The 21,697-nt window shown below is 62.6% G+C and carries 18 protein-coding genes; 7 read left to right on the forward strand and 11 right to left on the reverse strand.

Annotated elements, in window-relative coordinates:
- Position 1: 1 nt before the first annotated feature.
- The 4 genes from AB4Y97_RS09325 to AB4Y97_RS09340 all read right to left on the reverse strand — a co-directional run bounded on the left by AB4Y97_RS09325 (position 2) and on the right by AB4Y97_RS09340 (position 3,902).
- Complete coding sequence (locus tag AB4Y97_RS09325) at positions 2–442, reverse strand: GNAT family N-acetyltransferase (RefSeq protein WP_441998758.1); 441 nt, start codon at positions 440–442, stop codon at positions 2–4.
- Positions 442–1,266 (reverse strand): ABC transporter permease, encoded by an 825-nt coding sequence (locus tag AB4Y97_RS09330; protein ID WP_441998759.1) that lies wholly within the window; start codon positions 1,264–1,266, stop codon positions 442–444. The genes AB4Y97_RS09325 and AB4Y97_RS09330 overlap by 1 nt, the downstream gene beginning before the upstream one ends.
- Positions 1,267–1,269: 3 nt before the next feature.
- The gene (locus AB4Y97_RS09335) at positions 1,270–2,217 is read right to left on the reverse strand and encodes an ABC transporter permease (RefSeq protein ID WP_441998760.1); all 948 of its coding nucleotides are present in this window, start codon (positions 2,215–2,217) and stop codon (positions 1,270–1,272) included.
- A 185-nt stretch (positions 2,218–2,402) separates the two neighbouring features.
- Positions 2,403–3,902 (reverse strand): ABC transporter substrate-binding protein, encoded by a 1,500-nt coding sequence (locus AB4Y97_RS09340; RefSeq protein ID WP_441998761.1) that lies wholly within the window; start codon positions 3,900–3,902, stop codon positions 2,403–2,405.
- Between the two features lie 194 nt (positions 3,903–4,096).
- Here AB4Y97_RS09340 and AB4Y97_RS09345 point away from each other — a divergent pair, with 194 nt between their 5' ends.
- The 7 genes from AB4Y97_RS09345 to AB4Y97_RS09375 all read left to right on the forward strand — a co-directional run bounded on the left by AB4Y97_RS09345 (position 4,097) and on the right by AB4Y97_RS09375 (position 10,827).
- On the forward strand, positions 4,097–4,360 hold the full coding sequence (locus tag AB4Y97_RS09345; RefSeq protein WP_441998762.1) for a hypothetical protein: 264 nt from the start codon (positions 4,097–4,099) through the stop codon (positions 4,358–4,360).
- 13 nt (positions 4,361–4,373) lie between these two features.
- The gene (locus AB4Y97_RS09350) at positions 4,374–5,417 is read left to right on the forward strand and encodes a serine hydrolase domain-containing protein (RefSeq protein WP_441998763.1); all 1,044 of its coding nucleotides are present in this window, start codon (positions 4,374–4,376) and stop codon (positions 5,415–5,417) included.
- Positions 5,418–5,492: 75 nt separating this feature from the next.
- Positions 5,493–6,419: an N-acetylmuramic acid 6-phosphate etherase gene (locus tag AB4Y97_RS09355; RefSeq protein WP_441998764.1), complete on the forward strand. Its 927-nt coding sequence runs from the start codon at positions 5,493–5,495 to the stop codon at positions 6,417–6,419.
- 21 nt (positions 6,420–6,440) lie between these two features.
- On the forward strand, positions 6,441–7,343 hold the full coding sequence (locus AB4Y97_RS09360; protein WP_441998765.1) for an N-acetylglucosamine kinase: 903 nt from the start codon (positions 6,441–6,443) through the stop codon (positions 7,341–7,343).
- 261 nt (positions 7,344–7,604) lie between these two features.
- The gene (locus tag AB4Y97_RS09365; RefSeq protein WP_441998766.1) at positions 7,605–8,153 is read left to right on the forward strand and encodes a bestrophin-like domain; all 549 of its coding nucleotides are present in this window, start codon (positions 7,605–7,607) and stop codon (positions 8,151–8,153) included.
- Positions 8,154–8,330: 177 nt separating this feature from the next.
- Positions 8,331–9,281 (forward strand): sugar kinase, encoded by a 951-nt coding sequence (locus AB4Y97_RS09370; RefSeq protein WP_441998767.1) that lies wholly within the window; start codon positions 8,331–8,333, stop codon positions 9,279–9,281.
- A 73-nt stretch (positions 9,282–9,354) separates the two neighbouring features.
- Positions 9,355–10,827, forward strand: coding sequence for a sensor histidine kinase (locus AB4Y97_RS09375; RefSeq protein WP_441998768.1), 1,473 nt, complete (start codon positions 9,355–9,357; stop codon positions 10,825–10,827).
- Between the two features lie 16 nt (positions 10,828–10,843).
- Here the strand turns inward: AB4Y97_RS09375 and AB4Y97_RS09380 are convergent, their stop codons facing one another.
- From AB4Y97_RS09380 to AB4Y97_RS09410, 7 genes are all read right to left on the reverse strand, one after another.
- Positions 10,844–12,424 (reverse strand): peptide chain release factor 3, encoded by a 1,581-nt coding sequence (locus AB4Y97_RS09380; RefSeq protein ID WP_441998769.1) that lies wholly within the window; start codon positions 12,422–12,424, stop codon positions 10,844–10,846.
- A gap of 339 nt (positions 12,425–12,763) precedes the next feature.
- Entirely contained in the window at positions 12,764–13,879 is a 1,116-nt protein-coding gene (locus AB4Y97_RS09385) for a deacylase (RefSeq protein WP_441998770.1), read from the reverse strand.
- 94 nt (positions 13,880–13,973) lie between these two features.
- Positions 13,974–14,954 (reverse strand): glucokinase, encoded by a 981-nt coding sequence (locus AB4Y97_RS09390; protein ID WP_441998888.1) that lies wholly within the window; start codon positions 14,952–14,954, stop codon positions 13,974–13,976.
- 63 nt (positions 14,955–15,017) lie between these two features.
- On the reverse strand, positions 15,018–16,826 hold the full coding sequence (locus AB4Y97_RS09395) for a glycoside hydrolase family 15 protein (RefSeq protein WP_441998771.1): 1,809 nt from the start codon (positions 16,824–16,826) through the stop codon (positions 15,018–15,020).
- 4 nt (positions 16,827–16,830) lie between these two features.
- Positions 16,831–17,595, reverse strand: a complete 765-nt coding sequence (otsB, locus tag AB4Y97_RS09400; RefSeq protein WP_441998772.1) for a trehalose-phosphatase — start codon at positions 17,593–17,595, stop codon at positions 16,831–16,833.
- A gap of 522 nt (positions 17,596–18,117) precedes the next feature.
- On the reverse strand, positions 18,118–19,443 hold the full coding sequence (locus tag AB4Y97_RS09405; RefSeq protein ID WP_441998773.1) for an HlyD family type I secretion periplasmic adaptor subunit: 1,326 nt from the start codon (positions 19,441–19,443) through the stop codon (positions 18,118–18,120).
- 1 nt (position 19,444) lies between these two features.
- Positions 19,445–21,217: a type I secretion system permease/ATPase gene (locus AB4Y97_RS09410; protein ID WP_441998774.1), complete on the reverse strand. Its 1,773-nt coding sequence runs from the start codon at positions 21,215–21,217 to the stop codon at positions 19,445–19,447.
- Positions 21,218–21,697 lie beyond the last annotated feature (480 nt).

A 21,697-nucleotide genomic window follows, 5' to 3' on the forward strand; every position in this document is an offset into this window, starting at 1 on the left:
GCTACGCGCCGCCTTTGACGTAGAAGACGAAGTTGCGGACTTTCCCCGCGAAGTCGCGCTCATATTCCCGCTCGATGCGCCAGCCGTGCCGCTCGTAGAACCGGCGCGCGCCGTGGTTGTCGCGGAAACATTCGAGACTTCTGGCGCGTTGCTCCTCCGCCTGGCGCAGCAGCAACGCGCCGCCTCCCCGCCCGCTGGCGGCGGGGTCCATGAACAGCATGTCGATATGCCCGTCGGTCATGAGCAAGAAACCGATGGGCTTCCCATTGGAGAGAGCAATCAGCATTCGCTCCCAGGATGTCTTGAAACGCTCCGCGAAGAAGGCTGCATCGCGGCTCGCGAGAACATTCTCTTCGAGGATGTCCTTGAAAGCTGCCCTATAGGATGCCTCGGCAATGGCTGCCAGCGCCGGGATATCCTCAGCGCCCGCCCTTCGCACCATCACGGCTGCCCCCGCAGGCGCGGATCGAGGGTGTCGCGCAACGCATCGCCGAGCAGGTTGAACCCGAAAGACAGGAACAGGATCGCGAATCCTGCGAAGATGGCGCTCCAGGGCGAGAGCAGGAGGAAATTGCGTCCTTCCGACAGCATCAGCCCGAGGGATGGCGTCGGCGGCTGCGTGCCGAGGCCGAGGAAGGATAGCGAGGCTTCGACGAGGATCGCAGCGGAGAGCAGAAGGCTCGTCTGGACGAGGATGACCGACGCCAGATTCGGCAGAATGTGCAGGAAGATGATGCGCGCATCCGACGCGCCGATGGCCTTCGCGCCCGCCACATATTCGCTTTCGCACAGAACCAGGGCCGGCCCGCGCAGGAGCCGCGCGAAGATCGGCGTATAGACGATGGCGATGGCCGCCGCCGCGCTGTAAGTGTGCGGCCCGAGAACGGCGATGATGCCGATGGCAAGCAGCATGACCGGGAACGCGAACAGCACGTCCATCATGCGCATGATGATCCGGTCGAGCCAGCCGCGATAATAAGCGGAGATCAGCCCGAGCGTACCGCCCGCCAGCAGAGCGACGCCGACGGCGAGCAGGCAGGCGATGAGCGAGGTGCGATAGCCGTAGAGAATGCGCGCCAGCACATCGCGGCCCAACTGGTCCGTTCCGAGCCAGTTGAGGACTGTGGGCCCCTTGAGCCGCCGCGCAACGCTCTGCGCCATGGGATCATAGGGCGCGAACCAGGGCGCTCCGACAGCGAGGATGACCTGAACCGCCACGAGAATCAGGGCGAAGGTCAGGAGCTTGTTCTTGGCCAGACGCGACACGGCTCAGGCCCTCACACGCGGATCGACGACCATGTAGAGAAAATCGACGAGGAAATTCACGAGAACGAATCCTGCGGTCACCACGAGGATGGTGGCCTGGATGAGCGGATAATTGCGCTCGGCAATCGCCCCGAGAATGAGGCGTCCGAGACCCGGAATGGCGAAGACCTGCTCGACCACGATGGCGCCGCCGAGAAGATAGCCCGTCATGATACCGACGCTGGTGAGGAACGGAATCAGCGCATTACGCAGGGCATGCTTGTAGACCACGCGCCGCTCGCTCAGGCCCTTGGCGCGGGCGGTGCGGATGTAATCCTGACCGAGCGCATCGAGCATCGCCGAGCGCACGAGGCGCGACAGGTTGGCGAGGATCGGCAACGCCAGCGCGAAGGCCGGGAGCATCATCCGCTGAAGATTCCCTAGAGGGTCCTCCAAAAACGGCACGTAACCAAGAGACGAGAAACCGGGCGCGAGTGAGGAAAGAAGAAGGATGAGCACGATGCCGAGCCAGAAGGACGGAATCGTCAGGCCGGCAATGGCGCCGATGCGCATGGCGACATCCGCGCCGCCGCCGTGGGTCTGCGCCATCAGGCAGCCGACGGGGACCGCGAGAACCGCACCGACGATGAGTGAAAGCAGCGTCAGTTCCAAGGTCGGCCAGAGATGCGTCATGATCTCGGTCGAGACGGGCCGTCCCGTCCAGAGCGAGGTTCCGAAATCCCCACGAAGCGCGGCTCCTGCCCAGATCAGATATTGCTCGACGATCGGCCGGTCGAGGCCGACGCGGCTGTTGAGCTCCGCCATGCGCTCGGGCGTGATTTCCGTATTGGCCCCGAGCATGATCGCGACCGCATCGCCGGGGATGAGGCGGATCATCAGAAACACGATGATGGAGACGCCGAAGAGAACGACGACCAGATCAATCAGGCGCGAGAGCAGAACGCGGTTCATCTTGAAAACAGGATTTTCTTGCAAAAGCCCCGGCGCCGCAGGCTAAAGCATCGGGTGGTCCCAAAAGTGGATTCCAGTTTTGGGACCACCCGATGCTTTTTCCTTAGCGAGAGCGCATCGTCCGGGGCGGAAAACCGGGTCCGCTTTTCCGCACGATGCGCTAACGACGCCGGAGAGGATCGGGATCAGAAGCTCGCGCCCCTCAAGGTCGAGAGCGAGCGATTCGGCATGACCTCATAGCCCTGCAGCTTGTCGCGCATGGCCGAGAAGAGCGTGCCGTAGGTCAGATGCGCCACCGGGCCCGAGCAGGCGAGCTTTTTCTGCACCTGGTCGTAGGCGATCTTGCGCGCTGACTGATCCTGCAATGTCCGCGCCTTGTCGAGGAGTTGATCGATTTCCTGATCGGAGTACTTGAACACGTTGGTCGAGCCTCCGGTGCGGAACGTGCGGTAGAAATATTCGTCCGGATCGGGGCTACCGGCATTGATCGAGGCGAAGAGATCGAAGTTGCTGTTGCGCCAATCCTGGATGAACTGACCCTGCTCCTGGTTCTTCAGCTCCACCTTGAAGCCGGCCTTGTTGAGCTGCTCCTGCACGACCTGCGCGACGTCCTTGACGTCCTGGCGCGGCAGAACGTTCATCGTGACGGATACGGGCGTGGCGACGCCGGCTTCCTTGAGCAGCGCCTGCGCCTTGGCCGGATCGGGCTTGTAGCAGGAGAACTCCTTCACATCGAGCGCCCATGATTTCAGCGCAGGCGACAGCGGCCCGCCGGGCACGCCCGCGCCGAAGAGCGCGGCATCGACGATCTCCTGTCGGTTGATGGCGTAGTTCAGCGCCTCGCGCACCTTCGGATTGTCGAAGGGCGGCTTCGACACGTTCATGCCGACGAGCATATAGGCGAGCTCGAGCGTCTCGGAGAGTTTCACGTTCGGCTTGCCCTTGAGCTGAAGGGCCGTCGCCGCATCGATATTCGGCAGGAGCGAATACTGGCCATTGGCCAGTCCGACCTGACGAGTCGCCGATTCAGGTACAATGTTGAACTTCAGGCCAGAGAGCTTCGGCAGGCCCTGCTGCCAATAGGCATCGTTCTTCGCCAGCAGGATGAAACCGTTCGGCTGCCATTCCTTGAACTTGAACGGGCCAGTGCCGACCGGGACCTTCTGCAAGGCATCCTTGTTGGTCTCGACCTCGCTCGGAACGATGGCGATGGTGGCGAGAGAGGCGAGAAGCGGAGCGGAGGGCTCCTTCAGCGTCAGCTCGACGGTCAGCGGGTCGACCGCCTTGGCGCCCTCGACAGAAGAGAGGCGGCTTGCGAGCGGCGAGGCGATTTCCTTGCTCTGCACACGCCGGATCGTGGAGGCCACGTCCTCGGCATTCATGTCCGAGCCGTCGTGGAATTTCACCCCGGAGCGCAGCTTGAACGTATAGGTCTTGCCGTCAGGCGAAACGGTCCAAGACTCCGCGAGGCCGGGGACGACCTTCAGGTCCTTGTCCACGGAGGTCAGACCCTCGTAGATATTGCCGTTCACCACCATGAAACTCGGAAAAGCGGTGATGAGATGAGGGTCGAGACCGGTCGGACTATTATCCGCCCCGATTTCCAGAACCTGAGCCGAGGCGGAGGCCATCGCCGCCACGACAAAACCTGCGCCTATGGCGCCGCGCAGTACCGACCTGATCATGCGTCTTATCTCCCTTGCAAGCCGCAGCGAAATTTATAGGCGATCCTTGCGGGCCTGTCATGGTCCAATATCATACCACTCTAGACCGCCTCGCGGCGTATGCTATGGTCCCCGCGCACCAAGAAAATCGCCGGAGATTCCCAATGTTGCAACATTCGCCAATGAAAGCGATTGGCATCATCAGCGGAACATCGATGGATACCCTGGTCCGTCCCGGGCCGGGGCAGACCTTTTCCTGTCCCGATGATCTGGACCGGTACCTCCAGCAGTTGATTTCCAAGCCGACTCGCGCCCAAAGTGCCTCGCTCGGAGCCGTAGGCTGGAACGGCGACTTCCTCGATGCGCGGGCCTTCGGCCATCTCGCCGTTCGGTCGGTGCGGCACCTGCCGCTCAGCCTTCCGACAACCATCGGCGTTCCCCATCCGATGCGAGGCGATGAATTGCACCGCGCAGCCTGACTTTCACGGAACCATGACCCTGACAAATCTGATCGAGCAGGCATTTGAGCCGGCAGCCGCCTCCCTTCGCAGCAACGCTATTCCCGGCGCGGTGCTCGGCATCGTGACGGCGGATGGCGAGCGCGCCGTTCGCTGGGACGGCGCGGCGCAGATCGAGCCGGAACGGGAGAACTTTTCCCGCGACACGTGGTTCGATCTGGCATCCCTGACCAAGGTCATCTTCACCACGACGCGCGTTCTGCAACTGGTCGATGAGGGCCGGTTCGGTCTCGACGATCCTCTGGTGAAGGTCATTCCGGACCTGCGCCAATATGACATGAACGCTGTCGAGCGGCGCCTCACCTTCCGGCAATGCCTCGCCCATCAGACCCATCTGCCCGCCGTCGAACCGCTCTATACCTACGGCCAGGATCCCCAGACGCTGCGTGCCTTCATTCTCCAGCGCGTATGGCAGAGTGGTCCGCCGGTCTATTCCGACATCAACTTCATGCTGCTCGGCATCGCCATCGAGCGCATCACCGGGCAGGCGCTGATCGACCAGCCGCTCCCGCCTCGGCTGACCTTCAGGCCCGATCCGCGCCAATGCGCGGCAACCGAGCGATGCACTTGGCGCGGGCGTGTGATCCGTGGCGAGGTGCATGACGAGAACGCCTTCGCTTTTGGCGGAGCCTCGGGCCATGCGGGCCTGTTCGGCACCATCGACGGAGTGCTGGATTTCGCCCGGTCGATTCTCGACGGGTCGGCTCTGTCGGCCAAATCCATCAAAGCCCTCCGCACCCGGGAATCCGACAAGCGCACGGTCGGTTGGGAGGGTGCCTATGCCGGCTGGCATGGCGGCGATGCCTGTTCTCCTTCAGCCATCGGACATACGGGCTTTACCGGCACCGGCCTCTGGCTCGATTTCGATCGCGGGATCGGCTGGTCGCTTCTGACCAACCGGGTCCACCCCTCCCGCCATACCGACAGCGGCATCCTGCCCCTGCGGCGCGCCACCGGGGAGCGGGTGATCGCTCTGTTCGATGCACTACGGAAGCCGCAGGCGAAAGCCGGGGAATGACGACCTGAAGCGCCGCAAGGCCGATTGCTGACGAATTGAACTGGACCTATATTGGTCTGCAAGAAAGAACATGTGATGGCGACCGAAAACTTCAGCACCCGTTTCCAGGAACTCGATGCCTGGCCGAACCTCGATATTCTCTCCGCTTTCTATGAGGGACAGCTCACCGCCGTCGCGGCGGTGCGGTCTTCGCTCCCGGCCATTGCCGCGGCTGCGGAGGAAGCGGTCGCCAGGCTGCGCCGCGGCGGGCGCCTCGTCTATGTGGGCGCAGGCACATCGGGCCGAATCGGCGTGCAGGACGGCACCGAATTGCCGCCGACTTTCAACTGGCCCGACGACAAGCTCGTCTACCTGATCGCGGGCGGCGAAGGCGCGCTCCTGAAGGCCGTCGAGAATGCGGAGGATTCCGTCGAGCAGGGCATCGCGGGCATCCGGGATTCAGGCATCGGCCCTAACGACGTCGTCATCGGCGTTGCCGCCAGCGGCCGCACTCCCTTCACCATCGCCGCCCTCGAAGAAGCGAAGGCGCGCGGTGCGCAGACGATCGGCATCTCCAACAATGCGGGCGCGCCGATCCTCGATGTCTGCTCGCACCCTATCCTTGCCGATACGGGCGAGGAGGTCATCGCCGGCTCGACCCGCATGAAGGCGGGCACGGCGCAGAAGGTCATCCTCAATCTGCTTTCCACCCTTATCATGGTTCGCCTCGGCCGCGTCTATCGCGGTCTCATGGTCCATATGCGCGCCACGAACGCGAAATTGCGTCGCCGCAGCGAGATCATGGTGTCCCAGATCACCGGCTGCGACGACGCCAGCGCCATCGCCGCGCTCCGGCAGGCCGATGGCGACATGAAGCTTGCATCCCTGATCGCGCTCGGCATCGATTCTTCCGATGCTGAAGCGGCCCTGACACGCAGCGATGGCAATCTGCGCGAAGCCCTGTCAGACTTCCCCACATCAAATGTTGAGCGCAGTCCGACGCCGGTAAACCGGCGCGACTGACAACGAGGAAAGCGAAATGTCATGGCGCTGGGGCTTGGCATCGACGCAGGGGGAACGGCAACACGGTGGCGGCTCGTCGAGTCCGCCGGCCGATGTGTTGCACAAGGCTCCGTCGAGCCCCTGACGGGCCATCTTTTCTCGGCCGCGGCCGAGGAGCGCGCGAAGCGGATCGTCGCCGAGATGGCGCAGGCCGTGACGCAGACCGGCGCTCCCGCCAGCATCGTCGCCGGCATCACCGGCCTGACGCGGGATACACCGGCCGAGGCGACCATGCGCAACATCTTCTCCGAGGCTTTCAAGCTGCCCGGAGCCAAGATCTTCGTCGCGGAGGACATGTGGATCGCCTACCTGTCCTATTTCGCGCTCGGCGAGGGTATCCTCGTCTATAGCGGCACGGGTTCCATCGGCTATTATCTGTCGCAGACCAAGGAAGTGATCCGGGTCGGCGGGCGAGGCAACCTGATCGATGACGGCGGCTCCGGCTTCTGGATCGCGCGGGAAGCGTTGAAGGCCGTGCTACGCAAGGAGGAGGAGAGTCCCGGCGAAGGCTGGACAAGCCCTCTCGGCGCCTCGCTTGCGAAAGCCCTCGGCGGCACGGAGTGGGATATCGTGCGGACCTTCGTCTATGGCGGCGATCGGGGCAGGATCGGCCAGCTCGCCCGCGCCGTTGGTGAAGCCGCGCAGCAAGGCGATGAGATTTCCTTGAGCATCCTGCGCAATGCGGGACAGGAACTGTCCCGGCTTGCCAACAGCCTCATCAAACGGGTCGGCTCTCGCCCTGTCGCCCTGGTCGGAGGAGGGTCGCGGTTGCATCCGATCATCGCCGAGGCTTTTCGGCATGAACTTCCGACCTCCGTCGAGGTGATCAGCAACGACGTGGATGCCGCCATGACGGCGGCGCGGCTTGCAGCGACTGTCGATTGAGATAGAACCCGCCCGTCGTCCCTGCTGGAGCAGGAAGTCTTTCCCGAGGCTCAACTGGTCAGGCCGTTCTGAAATCGCATAGGTTCGTCTTGTTGGGCGCCCTGGGAGACTTTCGCGTGATTTTCGATCAATGGCTCGATATGCCGGTTTGGGGGATCTTCTCTTCCCTGATCGTGGCTTTCGCCCTTTCAGCCTACACCATCTTCTGGCTCAGTTTCAGCGAGTGCACCCGGGCGCATTCCTCAAGCTTCAGCGGCGTGGTTGCACCCTTCTTCGGCGCGGTCGCGGTGCTGTTCGCCCTTCCTGACAGGTTTTCTCGCCAACGAGGTCTGGGAGCGCAACAGGCAGGCCCTTCGCGCCGTGCTCGCGGAGCGTGAAGCGTTGCAGGCCATCCAGGCCATCAGCATCGCGACGGTGACCGATATGGAGGATATCCGGGCTGCCGTGCGCCTCTATGCGGAAACACTGGTTCAGGACGAATGGCCGCGCATGAGAGATCAGGAGAGCTCCGCCAAGGCCGGCCAGGCGTTGTTGTCGCTGCTTGGCAGGATCTCGAATCCCCAGATCTCCTCCAATGCCGGACAGGCCGCTCAGACTGCCCTTCTCGACGCGGTTCTCAAGCTTCGCAGCGCCCGCGACGACCGCCTCGCCTTGAGCGGTGACCAGACCGATCGCACGAAATGGGCAGCCGTTCTCTTTCTTGCGCTCATCACCCAGGTCGCCATCGGGATCGTGCATCTGGAGCGCCCGCGGGCGCAACTGGCTGCCCTTTCGATCTTTTCCACCGCCGTCGTCATTACATTGGGCTGATCGCCGTTCGCGAAAGGCCCTTCGATGGCCCCTTGTACATTTCCTCCGAACCCATCGAGGAGGCGCTGCTGATCATGACAAGGCTCTCGTCGCCTTAAGCTTGCCCGGGAGAGGTTGCACAATCACACTCTCTCGGGCAAACCTAACACTCCGCCACCTCATTGATGATCGTTTACGATGCAAGCTCTTTTTGTCGGCCAGACCTATATCGATGTAACTTTCCTGGCGGACGAGATTCCGACCGGCGACGACAAGACCGTGGCGCGGGACTATGCCATCTCGTTTGGCGGCAATGCGGTCACGGCAGCCTTCGCCTGCGCCAAGCTCGGCATTGCGCCGGATCTGCTGACGTCGATCGCGGACGATTATCTCGGGCGCATGTTCATTGATATGGCCGCGAAATACGCCATTCCGGTCCATCACCGGAAGGTGAAGGAATCCTCGCTTTCCTTCATCATGCCGCGCGGCGGCAAGCGCGCCATCGTGCGCTGCCGTGACGATCATTACCTTCATCCTGTTCCGCCCCTCAACCTGACGGGATGCAGGGCGCTACATCTCGACGGCCACCAGGCGGATGCCGCGATGCATTATGCCCGCATCTGCCGCGAGACGGGGATCCTCACCTCTCTCGATGGTGGCGGCCTGCGCTCCAACACGCATGAGCTTCTCGAATTCATCGACGTCGCCATCGTCGCCGAACGTCTGTGCGAGCAGATGAACCTGACCCCGGTGGAAATGCTCGCTTATCTCAAGAGCCGAGGCTGCAGGATCGGCGGCGTGACCATGGGTGAGCGCGGCCTTCTCTGGTATGACGAGACCGGCGCGGAGGCCGTCCTGCCCGCGCTCGCGGTGCCGCCGGAAGCGGTGGTCGATACGAATGGCGCGGGCGACATCTTCCACGGCGCTTATGTCTATTCCGCTATTGCGCGGCCCGGACTGCCATGGCGCGAACACTTCACCCTTGCCCGCGCGGCATCGGCTTATGCCATTCAGCACTTGGGTAACGAGGCCAGCCTGCCGGCTCTTGCCGACATTGCCCGAACTCAGGAAACGTTCCCGGAGAATCGGGCATTAGCCTTCGATCTTCAGGGTCCTCCACGAAAAGCCGATTTGAAGAGTGCCATCTAAAGCTTAATATCGTAACCTTCACTCGAAGGCGTCCGACTGCTATCGGTCAGACGTCTCGAAGGAGGATATGCTTTTGAGCCCTCTCACGTCCTGGGCAGATGGACTTAGCGAGATCCGCTTTCAGGCGGAAACTCAGGGCTTTAGCCATGAGGCGCTGGCCGGACTTCTGGAGAACATGCCCCTGGCGATCGCCGTCACCGTGGGACCTGAGCATCGCTTCAACTTCGCCAACCGCTTGTTCCGCACGGCGCTCTCCGCCCGAACCGACAATTTGGTCGGCAGGACCATCGGCGAAGTGCTCAGCGATCTTTACACACCAGAGATGCTGGCGCTGCGCACAGGCCTGCTCGAAACCGGCAAGTCTTACGAAGCAATGGAGGTGCCCATCGCCCCCGCCCCGGGCCAGGAACCGGCCTACTGGGACCTCAAGCTGCTGCCGGTTCACGACGCCACCGGCAAGGTCATCGGCATCCTGACCTTGGGCGCCAACGTCACCGAGCGAGTCAAGGCGCGTGAAGAGGCCGTTCAGAAGAGCCGCCAAGCCGCCATCGACAGCGAACGCCTGTCACTGGCTGTCGAAGCGACGGAACTCGGCCTGTGGGAATGGGATGCGCAGACGGGGCAGACCTATTGGTCGGACCGGCAGAAAGAAATCTTCGGTCTCTCCAAGGAGAGACTTGGAACGTATGAATATTGGGTTTCCGCCCTCCATCCCGAAGATCGGGATCGTGTCATCGCCTGCGTCTCCGCATTGCTTGATCCCGCGTCCGGAGGCCAGTTGCGTCTCGAGCATCGCGTCGTCCATGCCAATGGCGATGTCCGCTGGATTCTCTCACGGGGCCGCATGCTCTATGAACTGAATGACGGCACGCTCAAACCCGCCCGTCTTCTCGGGACGGTTCTCGACATCACGGATCGCCGCGAGAGCGAAGAAACCCGGCGGCTTCTCGTGAGCGAGCTGAACCACCGCGTGAAGAACCTTTTCGCCATGGCGAGCGGCATGGTGGCGCTGACGGCGCGAACGGCGAAGACGCCGAAGGAGATGGCGACATCCCTTCGCGGACGTCTCGAAGCTCTTGCACGTGCCCATGAACTGATACGCCCCGCCATCAAGGAAGACGCGCCGCAGGCCGGGGAAACCTCGATTGGTGAGATCACGCGGGCCATCCTGGCCCCTCATACGGATCGAGAAGATCGGTCCCGTCTGTCCATTGAAGGACCGCATATCCCCGTAGGCGCAAGCGCCGCGACCGGACTCACTCTCGTGCTGCACGAGCTTGCCACCAACGCCTCCAAATACGGTGCCCTTTCTGTCCATGACGGACAGATCGCGATCGATTGGACGGCGAAGGATACTGAACTCCTCCTCACGTGGCGGGAAGCGAACGGCCCGGCCATTGCCTGCGCGCCGGCATCCGAAGGATTCGGCTCGCAATTGGCGCGCAAGAGCATAGCGGACCAGCTCGGCGGAGAGATCGCCTACGACTGGCTCGAGGAGGGCCTGTGCGTTCGCATCCGGCTGCCCCTCGACCGGCTTTCCCGCTGACGAAGAAGGCGCGGCGTCACGCCTTCTTCTGGTAATCCTTCACATCTGAGAACTGGATCGCCTTGTAGCGGTCCTGCTCGTATTGCAGGTTGAAGGTATTCGCCGCCATGAAGACAGGCGCGTCGTCGAGATCACGCGCCATCGCGGACAGGTGGCTGTCGATGAACTTGTCGAGTTCGGCCCGGTCATTCGCCGTGATCCAGCGGCAGATGGAGAAGCGTGTCGGCTCGTAATCGATCGGCAGGCCGTATTCGCCGAGCAGACGCTCTTTGAGCACGTCGAGCTGCAACGCGCCGACGACGCCGACGATGGCGCCCGAGCCGTCCTGCGGCACGAAGAGCTGCACGACGCCCTCCTCCGCCATCTGCTGCAAGGCCTCGCGCAGCTTCTTCGCCTTCATGGCGTCCTGCAGCTTGATGCGGCGCAGGATTTCCGGCGCGAAGCTCGGCACGCCGCGGAACACGATATCCTCACCCTCGGTGAGCGTATCGCCGATGCGCAAGGTGCCGTGGTTCGGCAGGCCGACCACGTCGCCGGCCCAGGCCTCGTCCGCGATGGCGCGATCCTGCGCGAAGAAGAATTGCGGCGTGTTCAGGCTCATGGGCTTGCCCGTGCGCACGAGCTTCGCCTTCATGCCGCGCGAAAGCTTGCCCGAGCAGATGCGCATGAAGGCGATGCGATCGCGGTGGTTCGGATCCATGTTGGCCTGGATCTTGAACACGAAGCCGGTCATCTTCGGCTCGCCCGCTTCGACGAGGCGCTTGTCGGCCTCCTGCCCACGCGGCGGCGGCGCATATTCGGCCATGGCGTCGATGAGATCGCGCACGCCGAAATTGCGCAGGGCGCTGCCGAAGAAGACAGGCGTGAGATGGCCTTCGCGGAAAGCCGCAAGGTCGAAGGGCTTGCAGGCCTCCTGCGCCAACATGACTTCTTCCTGCCATGCCTCGACTTCCTCCGGCGGAAGCAGGCTTGCGACCGCAGAATCCTCAGGGCCCGACACCTTGATCGGCTCCTCGTCCGTATCGATGCGCCGCACGACATTGCGGCGCAGGTCGAAGGTGCCCGCGAAGCTGCGGCCCTGGCTGATCGGCCAGGTGACGGGCGCCGTGTCGAGGGCGAGCGTCTTCTCGATCTCGTCGAGAATATCGAAGGAGCTGCGCGCCTCGCGGTCCATCTTGTTGATGAAGGTGACGATGGGGATGTCGCGCATCCGGCATACTTCGAACAGCTTGCGGGTGCGCGCCTCGATGCCTTTCGCCGCGTCGATCACCATGATGGCGGAATCGACGGCAGTGAGCGTGCGATAGGTATCCTCCGAGAAATCCTCGTGGCCCGGCGTATCAAGCAGGTTGAAGACGCAGTCGCCATATTCGAAGGTCATGACCGAAGTCACGACGGAGATGCCGCGCTCCTTCTCGATGCCCATCCAGTCGGAACGGGTGGAGACGCGGTTTTTCTTCGCCTTCACCTCGCCCGCGAGCTGGATCGCGCCTCCGAACAGCAGCAGCTTCTCGGTCAGCGTGGTCTTGCCCGCGTCAGGGTGGGAGATGATCGCAAAGGTACGGCGGCGACCCACAGGGGTCGGAAGATCGGTCATTGTTCTCAAATTCTCTGGGTTCAGAGGTGGGGGCAAGACGCCGCAGTACCAGCCTCTTACGTCATGGACTTCTCAACCTATATTGGGCTTTCCCGTCAACAACGAAAGGAGGTGATCAAGTGTCTCATTGTCATACCCTGCGGTCCCCGGTTGCTGCGACCTTGATCCTGGCCTCTGCCGAGATCGGTGCGTAACGCACGAAAAAGGCGCGGTCCATCGGACCGCGGACCCGACAATGGAAAGGCCGCCTCAAGGGGCGGCCTTTCTTTTGAACATGATTCGGCAAAGGGGAACCCGTTCTGCCGAAAAGCGCGTGCGGCACCAGATCTTGGAGCCTGGTCACGCACCCAGGAGCTTGCCCGTGCGCTGGACCTTGGTGCCCGCGACCTTGGCGAGGCGCTGACCTTCGGTTGCGAAACGGAGCAGGATCCGGGCGAACATCACCCCATCCGTCGGCGCGCAGGCCGGAGCTACGACTCCCGTCAGGGGATCGACGATCTCGGCGATCACGTCGCCGGCCTTCACCCTGTCACCGACCTCAGCCTTGAACACGACGATACCGTAGGCGGGCGAGGGCACCGGCTCCGAGGCTGCAAGCGGCGTCGGGGCGCAGAGGGCTTGCGGCAGCGTCTTATGATCTCCCGCAATCGCGCCGCGCAGGATCAGGTAATCGACCAGAGCCGCAGCATCGGCCCGGGCGAGATCATGGGTCACGTCGCCCTCGCCCCGGAACTCCAGGGTCGTGGAGTGACAGCCGAAGGGTATGGGATGATCCGGGAACCGGTCCGCAAGCTCGGCCCAGGGGCGGCTGCAGGCCTCATCGAACGGGTCGTCCCCCGATTCGTCGGCGAGCAGAAAGGCATGAGAGCCGAGGAGCGCCGAGAGCGGCGCGAATTCCTCGGCCGAGCGGGTATGGGTATAGAGGTGCACCACGGCCTCGGAATCGCAGTGCATGTCGAGCACGATATCCGCGTCGATGGCGAGGCCGAGCAGGGTCTTCTTCAGCACATCGGCGGGATTGTTCGTCTTACAGACTACCAGCTCCGCTCGAAGCGCTTCGCGGATCAGGTGCAGATTCGCCTCGCCGTCCTTCGTCAGCTTGCCCTCGATGCGCTTGGCGACCTGAGGGACGAGGTAGGGATAGCCGCGATTGAAATTGATGCCGTTCGAGAGATCGAAGCGGCCGACCGGTTCTCCCAACACCTTTTGCGCCAGCCCGATGGGATTGGCCGAGGGCACGAGAACGATCTCGCCTTTGATCCGGCCCTCGGCCTCGAGGGCGATGAGGCGCTCGCGCAGATGATGAGCCGCGATCATGCCGGGGATCTCGTCCGCATGCAAAGCCGCCTGAACATAGATCCGCGGTCGCGCACCGGCCTCGCCGAAGCGATGGACGGTCAGGGAGAGATTGGCACCAGGCGCGAGCGGTGAGAGGGCGATCTGTTCTGTTCTCATGATAACCGGGATAAGGCGTGAGCCACGGGAGGAAGATGCTGGGTTATCAGCGCTCGCGCCGCTTGAACAGGGCAGGAAGGGCCGCAGCCCTCCTCTAGGCCCGGGCCCAGCCCTGCGATTGGAAGACGAAGCGGCCCGGATTCGTCACCAGAGCCGCAAGCCCCTGCAAGGCAGGTTCCGGATTGACGATGACGAAGGCCGGCACGCTTCGCGCCCAGGCATCGTGCGGCGCCTTGTAATCGAAGGCCTGCCGGAAACAGCCCTTCTGCAACACATCGACCATGCGCGGGGCGATGCCGCCGGCGATGAAGACACCGCCGGTCGCCTCGAAGGTCAGGGCGAGATCGCCCGCGAAGCGACCGAGGAACCGGGCGAAGAAATCGAGAGTTTCGAGAGCGAGCCTATTGCCCCCCCTCGCCGCGGTGAGAATGTCGTTCGGCATCGTGAAGGGGCATTCCGTTCCGTGATGCGCCGCCAGGGCCTTGGACAGGCGGAAAAGGCCGGGACCGGACAGGATGACCTCCGCCGTCACCCGCCCGCCGACACGCTCCATATGCGGCCAGAGCGCCATCTCGTCGTCGGCCATGGGGCCGAACTCCACATGCCCGGCTTCCGTCGCGAGGATGGCGAAGCGGTCCTCGACGGGGACCAGGGCCGCCACCCCAAAGCCGGTTCCGGGCCCGAGCACGAGTCGCGCGCCTGATCCGGCGGGCACGATATTGCCCAAGGGTGCGAGGTCGCCGCGCGCCGCATCGAGCACCGTCACCGAGGCGGCGACAGGGGTATAATCGTTGACGAGAGTCACCCGCTCGAGCCCGAAGGCCGTGCCGATCTCTTGAGCATCGATGGTCCATTGAGCGTTCGTGAGCCGGATCGCAGGCCGGTCCACCCGGGTCGCCACGGCGATCATGGCGGAACGGGGAGCCGGCCCTTCATAGCCCTTGAGGGCGATCTTGATCGCCTCGACGGGGTCCGGGGTCTGCGCGGTCAAAGTCCGCGGCAGCAGCCGAACAGGTTCTTCGGGCGCAGGCAGGACGGCGAAACGGGCATTGGTGCCGCCGATATCGCCGAGCAGAACGGGAAACGCGAACATCGAACCTTATCGACCTTTCTGCTCTTGTGCGCCGGAGGTGAGGATTTAGAACGCTTGCTCCCAGCTCCGGCTTAGGCGTACGGCAGAATTGATGAGACCCACCATGGAGTAGGTTTGCGGAAAATTGCCCCATAACTCCCCGGTCGTGAAGTCCGCATCTTCGGAAAAAAGGCCGAACGAGTTGCGCAAGTTGAGGATTTTCTCGAACAATTCACAGGCTTCCTGCTTGCGGCCGATGGCGTTGAGGGCGTCCACATACCAGAAGCCGCAGATCATGAAGGCCGTATGCATGAGGCCGAAATCATCCTCCACATCGTAGCGCATGAGAAGATCGCCCCGGCGCAGGGTCTGCCCCACGGCATCGACCGTTGCGATGAAGCGCGGATCGTCCGGCTTCACGAAGTTCAGCTCGGCGAGCAGCAGCAGCGTCGCATCGAGATGACTCCCGTCGAAGGACGAGACGAAAGTGCCCTTTTCCTTGTTGAAGGCGCGCGTGTCGATGATGGCATGCATCCGGTCGGCCTGCGCGCGCCAGAACGCGGCTCTGTCTTCGCGCTTGATGGCATGGGCGATCTTGGCAAGACGGTCGCAGGCCGCCCAGCACATCACGCTTGGAAAAGTATGGATCGCCGCTTTCGTGCGGAGTTCCCAGGGGCCGGCATCGGGCTGGTCGAACACTTCGATGGCGCGCTGCCCCAGTTTTTCCAGATGGTCGAACAGGGCCTTGTTGCCCGTGCGGATGAGGCGCTTGTCGAGGAAGGCGTGGGTCGAGGCGAGCACGATGCTGCCATAGGCGTCGTTCTGGATCTGCGTATAGGCGGCATTGCCTACGCGCACCGGGCCCATGCCGCGATAACCGGCAAGCTCACTCGCCTCCCGCTCTTCGAGATAGGGCGACCGGGTGATGCTGAAGAGCGGCGGCATGTCCCGCAATTCGGGCTTGGCCTCGGCATCGTCGACGATGTTGGTGATGTAGGTGAGGTATTCCTCCATCGTCTTGGTGGTGCCGAGGCGGTTGAGCGCCTGGATGACGAAATAGGCGTCCCGCAGCCAACAATAGCGGTAATCCCAGTTGCGCTTCGTGTGTGGAGCTTCCGGAATCGAGGTCGTCAGCGCCGCGACGATGGCGCCCGTTTCCTCGTAGTTGCAGAGCTTCAGAGTGATCGCCGCGCGGATCACGGCCTCCTGCCAATCGAAGGGGATCGACAGGGAGCGGACCCAGTCGCGCCAGAAATCAACGGTCTTGTCGAGGAACTCGCGGGCCGTGGCATCAGCCTCGGAGCGCAGCGGCTCATCCTCGCCGAAGAAGAACGAGATCGGCCGGTCCACCACGAAAGGCCGCTCCTCGTCCACATATGTGATCGGCGCGTCGGTGGTCAGCCGAAGCGAGCGATGGGGACCGACGAAACGCAGATGGTTGCTGCCGCGCGTCGTGCTCGGAGGATGAGATCCCCACTCGTAGTGCGGGCGAAGCCTCACGCGGATGCGCGGGCGGCCCTTGACCGGGCGGACGCGGCGGATCAGCAACGGCGGGCGGAAGGTGCGATCGAAATGCGTGAATCGCGGAGCGAAATCCGTGACCTCGACGATGTTGCCGAAGGAATCGGTCATGGTCGAAACCAGCACGGCGGTATTTTCGAGATAGCTTTGCTCGCAGGACTGCAAGCCAACCAGATCGATGGCGAAAACGCCCTTTTGTTCGGTATCGGGCCGTCCTTCGGCACAATCGAGAAGGGCCGAGAAGACAGGATCGGCGTCGAACCGTGGGAAACAGCTCCAGACGATCTGTGCGCGGCGATCCACCAGGGCCGCGATCATGCAATTGCCGATGACGGCAAGGTCGAGCGAACTCATGTCTTCACCGATTCCAATGGAAAGGAAGGGAGCCCCCGGCAGCCCACTGGGACAAGCAATGCCTCAAATCGGCAGGCGTTCCAAGGCGCTCTTGTGCGACCGTTTCGCCCGCACCGATGCGGATGGACACTCCGCCCAGAGCATTCACCGCCTTGAACCCATTCTCGTCGGTGAGATCGTCGCCGATGAAGATCGGCTGGCGTCCTCGATACGGGGCCTGCTGCAGGAACTTTTCGATGACCTTGCCCTTCCCTGCTGCGGAGGGGAGAATTTCAGCTACGGCCTTGCCGAACTGAACCCGGTAATCGCTTCCGAGCGCTTCGATCGCCGCATGGACGGTCGCGTGCACGAAGTCTCTCTCCAGAGGAGCAAGCCGCCAGTGAACGGCAACTGAACAACCCTTGTCCTCGATCAGAATTCCGGGTCTCGCCTTGAAAATCTCTTCAAGCCGGTCGACCATGTCGCGCAGTTGCGGATGATCGTCCGGATCGCACAGGAACAGAGCGCCGCCGATGCGATGCTCAAGTCCATGAAGACCGGCGATATCGAAGCGATTATCGCCGAAGCGCTCGTCGAGAAAGGCGATGGGTCGCCCGCTGATGATGGCGAGCGCCCCACCAAAACGGTTTTGCAGATCCTTCAGGATACCAGGTAAGCCGGGATCGACTGCCACGGCATCGGGCCGCTCGACGATATCGACGAGCGTTCCGTCGAAATCGAGAAAGAGCGCCCAGTTTTCATTCGGGTCGGGAAATACGGATCGTGTCAAAAGTGCCTCATGCATCCACGGACGTGCGCTTCCGGATGGCCTGATCAGGCGCTGGAGAAAGCGCTAGGGCATACGGGACGCGGCCAAAAGCATCTGTCCGGCCCATCGGTAAACGTTGCGTTCCCTCACTTGCTCGCGCATGAACCGCATGCGCTCGTCGGGGCGATCCGATCGAACGGATCGCCCATCTGTGCCACCGGGAGGGCAATACTGCCACGGCGGAAGACGATTCTCGAAAGCCCGCTTCCCTGCCGACATTCGCCGAAGCCGAATGGCCAAGCTTCAACTCTCGGAAACCCGCAAAGTTTCACCCCACACCGGAACGTGAGGGAGAGAGACGCCCTCGCGTCACTGGTAGCTTACGGCAGAATGACCGGACCTGACCATTCCGCCATAAAAAAATCCGCGGCCGGATGGTTCATCCGGCCGCGGATCGTGCTTCTTACTTCAAGGCAAGGCTTAAAGCATCAGATGAGAGCATCGTGTGACCGCAAAACCGGGTCCACTTTTACGCACGATGCTCTAGTGCTCGCGGAAGGCTCGCGCGATCTGCTCTTCCATGGGCTTGAAGAAATATTCCAAAGGCGTGCGCTTATTGACCTCGACGAAGACCTCGGCCTGCATGCCGGCGATCAGACGCAGATTTTCCAGACGCTTGATCTCCGTCGGAGGGAGGTCGACCCGGATCGTATAGAAGGACGCGCCGCTCTGCTGGTCCTTCGAGACATCCGCCGAGATACGGCTGACGGTGCCGTGCAATTCGGGAATCATGCGCTGGTTCGAGGCATGAACGCGGATGGTGGCGCTCTGGCCGATTGCGAGCTGATCGATCTCGTTCGGCAGAACGCGGGCTTCGAGTTCGAGTTTGTCGTTCGTGGGGACAATGAGCATCACGGGCTCGGCCGGCGAGATGACGCCGCCGATCGTGTGCACGTTGAGCTGGTGTACGAAGCCGGCACTGGGCGAGCGGATATCGATACGCTTGAGCTGATCCTCAGCCGCGACGCGACGTTCCGTGTATTCGGCAATGCGCCCTTGAATCTCGCGCAGCTCCTTGAGAGCCTCCGCCCGCATCTCCTCGTCGATCTGGATGATCTGGAACGATGTTTCGGCGATGCGTCCCTCGGCCTGTGCCACAGCGGCGATGAGCTGACCACGCTGCCCCTCGATGCTGGCTGCATCGCGCTCGAGCGCATTGAGGCGCGGAAGCTGGACGAGATTCTTCTGGTAGAGATCGCGGACGCCCTTGAGCTCATCGACGATCAGCTCGGCCTCGCGGGATTTCGAAGCCTGCTGGGCCTTGAGGCCGATGATCTCGTCCTGGGACTGGGAGATGCGCTTCCTGAGCTGATCCTTCTGCGCATCGCGGGCAGAACGGCGCGCTTCGAACAGGGTTCGCTCAGACGCCATCATGGTCTTGATGCCGGACTCGTTAAGACGGCTGGCAAACTCCTCCGGATCCTTGACCGCTGCGGCGACGTCACGCTCGGCCTCAAGACGGGCGCGACGGGCAATGAACTCGTCGAGCTGCTTCGTAACCAGTTGGAGATTGGCCTGGGTCACCGTTTCGTCCAGACGGACCAGGAGATCGCCCGCGTCGACGCGATCTCCTTCCTTGACCTTCAGCTCGCCGACGATGCCGCCGGTTGCATGCTGAACTTTCTTGACGCTGGTATCGACCACAAACTGGCCGGCGGCGACGACGGCGCCCGACAGGGTCGCGGTCGCGGCCCAGAGCCCGATCGTGCCGCCGAAGAGGGCAATCATGGCCGTGCCCGTGATAGCGGCCCGGCGCAATGCCGCCTGATGGATGGACGGCTTCTGTTTCTTGGTTTCGACGATCATCATTTTAAACAACCTCTCGCAGAGTGCCGGCCTGCGCCGTGCCCTGCTGCGGCCGGGCAGCAGGCGCCGGCGTCGTATTGCGTTTCATGACGGATTGCAGAACCTCGTCCCGTGGGCCCATGGCTCTGATCCGCCCCTCTTCCATGATGGCGACCTGATCGACTTGGCCGAGAGCGGCCGGACGGTGCGTGATGACGATGACAATGCCGCCGCGCTGCCGAACCGAAAGGATGGCCTGGTTCAAGGCATCGTCGCCCGCGCCGTCGAGGCTGGCATTGGGCTCGTCGAGAACGACCAGGAACGGGTTGCCGTAAAGGGCCCGTGCCAGGGCAACGCGCTGACGCTGGCCGCCCGACAGAGCGGCTCCGCCCTCGCCGATGCGGGTGTTGTAGCCTTCCGACAAGCCGAGGATCAGCTCGTGCGCGCCCGCCATCTGGGCGGCCGAGATAATGTCGTCGGGCTTCGCGTTGGGCTGGAAGCGGGCGATGTTCTCGGCCACCGTGCCGTCGAACAGCTCCACATCCTGAGGCAGGTAGCCGATGTGGCGACCCAGCGCATCGGATTCCCACTGATCGAGTGCCGCCCCATCGAGGCGGATTTCGCCGCGTACGGTCGGCCAGACACCGACAAGAGCGCGGGCAAGAGTCGATTTGCCCGAAGCGCTGGGGCCGATCAGGCCCAAGCCCTGACCCGCCTTGAGCTGCAGGGAGGCAGCTTGTACGATCGGCACCTGCGCACCGGGAGCGGTCACGAAGATCTCCTCGACGGCCAGATGAGCCTCCGGAGTCGGCAGGCCCATGAGCCGATCCTGAGGCGGGATCAGGGTCATGACGTGCTGAAGGCGGCGATAGCCCTGACGCGCGGCCGTAAAGCCTTTCCAGTGCGCGACGGCGATTTCGATAGGCGCCAGAGCGCGGGACATCATGATCGAGGCCGCGATCATAAGACCGCCCGACATCTCTCCCTTGATCACGAAATAAGCGCCGAGGCCCAGGATGGCCGACTGGAGCACCATGCGGAACACCTTCGCGAATGCGCTGATGCCCGAGGATGCTTCGCTGGCGCGAAGACCGTCATTGACGTGGCGGCAATGAACCTCGTCATAGCGGGTGGCGAGGAAGCCCATCATCCCGAGCGCGCGAATGGCTTCCGCGTTGCGGCGGCTGGTTTCCGCCATGGCATGACGCTCGGCGGAGCTTTTCGTGAGCTCGTAGGAAGGACCCTTGCTCTTGGCGTCCGTATAGAGGGTCAGGACGATGATGCCGATGCCGCCGACGACCGACATGACGCCGAGCCAGGGATGGATCATGAAGCAGCCCAGGAAGAAGATCGGCATGAAGGGCATGTCGAACAGGGCTGTGGGGCCCAGACTGGAGAGGAAGCCGCGGATCTGATCGAGATCGCGGACCGGCTGCAGGCTCTCGGTCTGCTTCGCGCCCTTGAGCGGCATCGTCGAGACGAGGTCGAACACGCGGGTCGATAGCTGTTCGTCGAAACGAGCGCCGATCCGCGCCAGCATCTTTCCGCGAAGCATATCGAGGCTGCCTTGCAGCGCGTAGGCTGCCAGCACGATCAAGGAGAGACCGATGAGGGTGGGGATGCTCCGGCTCGACAGAACCCGATCGTAAATCTGGAGCATGTAGAGGGAGCCCGTGAGGGCCAGAAGGTTGACTACCGCCGAGAATGCGGCAACGCCGATGAATGAGGGGCTGCAAGCTTTTAGAGCGTCATAGACCTCTGTGCTGTCTTCCCTGTGCCTTTTCGAAGCCTGAGTCATGTGTCGTCCCATTGGGCGGACCGGAAAAACCGGAACCGCGCCTTTTCGTTGCGGTACCCCTCAAGCGGAACAGAAACATTCAGCTTGAGGATATAGCCATCTCCCAATGGCTGCAAATTCGGGCTGGAACCATGAAAGCCCTCGTGAGCGCCGTTGGATGGCGTTCTTGGTCGATTGCTTTCATAAATTGAGGAAGCCCCCGGCATGGTAATTACCTTACGCCATGCCTTTTGTAACCCTATTCCATGTAATTATGTCAACGAAAAGGCGCGCAACCCGAGCGACCAAGGGCGCCCAGGAGACCGAAAATCAGGGTATTTTCGTTTCAATTTAATAACTTAGTGAATATTCATGGTTAAAACACAAGACCTGACATGTGGTCGCATCCGGAGGGTGCAGAAGCGCGTTCCGGCCTGTTTCGTTGCCGCCGGGATTTTCGAATCTCGGTTTCCGGCCGGAAACCCGCGGAGGAGAGATCCG

It is taken from the genome of Microvirga sp. 2TAF3 (genome assembly GCF_052114965.1).
Lineage (GTDB): Bacteria > Pseudomonadota > Alphaproteobacteria > Rhizobiales > Beijerinckiaceae > Microvirga.

Coding starts and splice junctions, on each gene's coding strand:
- AB4Y97_RS09325 (WP_441998758.1), bottom strand. CDS start 442: ATGGTGCGAAGGGCGGGCGCTGAGGATATCCCGGCGCTGGCAGCCATT.
- AB4Y97_RS09335 (WP_441998760.1), bottom strand. CDS start 2,217: ATGAACCGCGTTCTGCTCTCGCGCCTGATTGATCTGGTCGTCGTTCTC.
- AB4Y97_RS09340 (WP_441998761.1), bottom strand. CDS start 3,902: ATGATCAGGTCGGTACTGCGCGGCGCCATAGGCGCAGGTTTTGTCGTG.
- AB4Y97_RS09345 (WP_441998762.1), top strand. CDS start 4,097: ATGGATACCCTGGTCCGTCCCGGGCCGGGGCAGACCTTTTCCTGTCCC.
- AB4Y97_RS09350 (WP_441998763.1), top strand. CDS start 4,374: ATGACCCTGACAAATCTGATCGAGCAGGCATTTGAGCCGGCAGCCGCC.
- AB4Y97_RS09355 (WP_441998764.1), top strand. CDS start 5,493: ATGGCGACCGAAAACTTCAGCACCCGTTTCCAGGAACTCGATGCCTGG.
- AB4Y97_RS09360 (WP_441998765.1), top strand. CDS start 6,441: ATGGCGCTGGGGCTTGGCATCGACGCAGGGGGAACGGCAACACGGTGG.
- AB4Y97_RS09370 (WP_441998767.1), top strand. CDS start 8,331: ATGCAAGCTCTTTTTGTCGGCCAGACCTATATCGATGTAACTTTCCTG.
- AB4Y97_RS09380 (WP_441998769.1), bottom strand. CDS start 12,424: ATGACCGATCTTCCGACCCCTGTGGGTCGCCGCCGTACCTTTGCGATC.
- AB4Y97_RS09385 (WP_441998770.1), bottom strand. CDS start 13,879: ATGAGAACAGAACAGATCGCCCTCTCACCGCTCGCGCCTGGTGCCAAT.
- AB4Y97_RS09395 (WP_441998771.1), bottom strand. CDS start 16,826: ATGAGTTCGCTCGACCTTGCCGTCATCGGCAATTGCATGATCGCGGCC.
- AB4Y97_RS09405 (WP_441998773.1), bottom strand. CDS start 19,443: ATGATGATCGTCGAAACCAAGAAACAGAAGCCGTCCATCCATCAGGCG.
- AB4Y97_RS09410 (WP_441998774.1), bottom strand. CDS start 21,217: ATGACTCAGGCTTCGAAAAGGCACAGGGAAGACAGCACAGAGGTCTAT.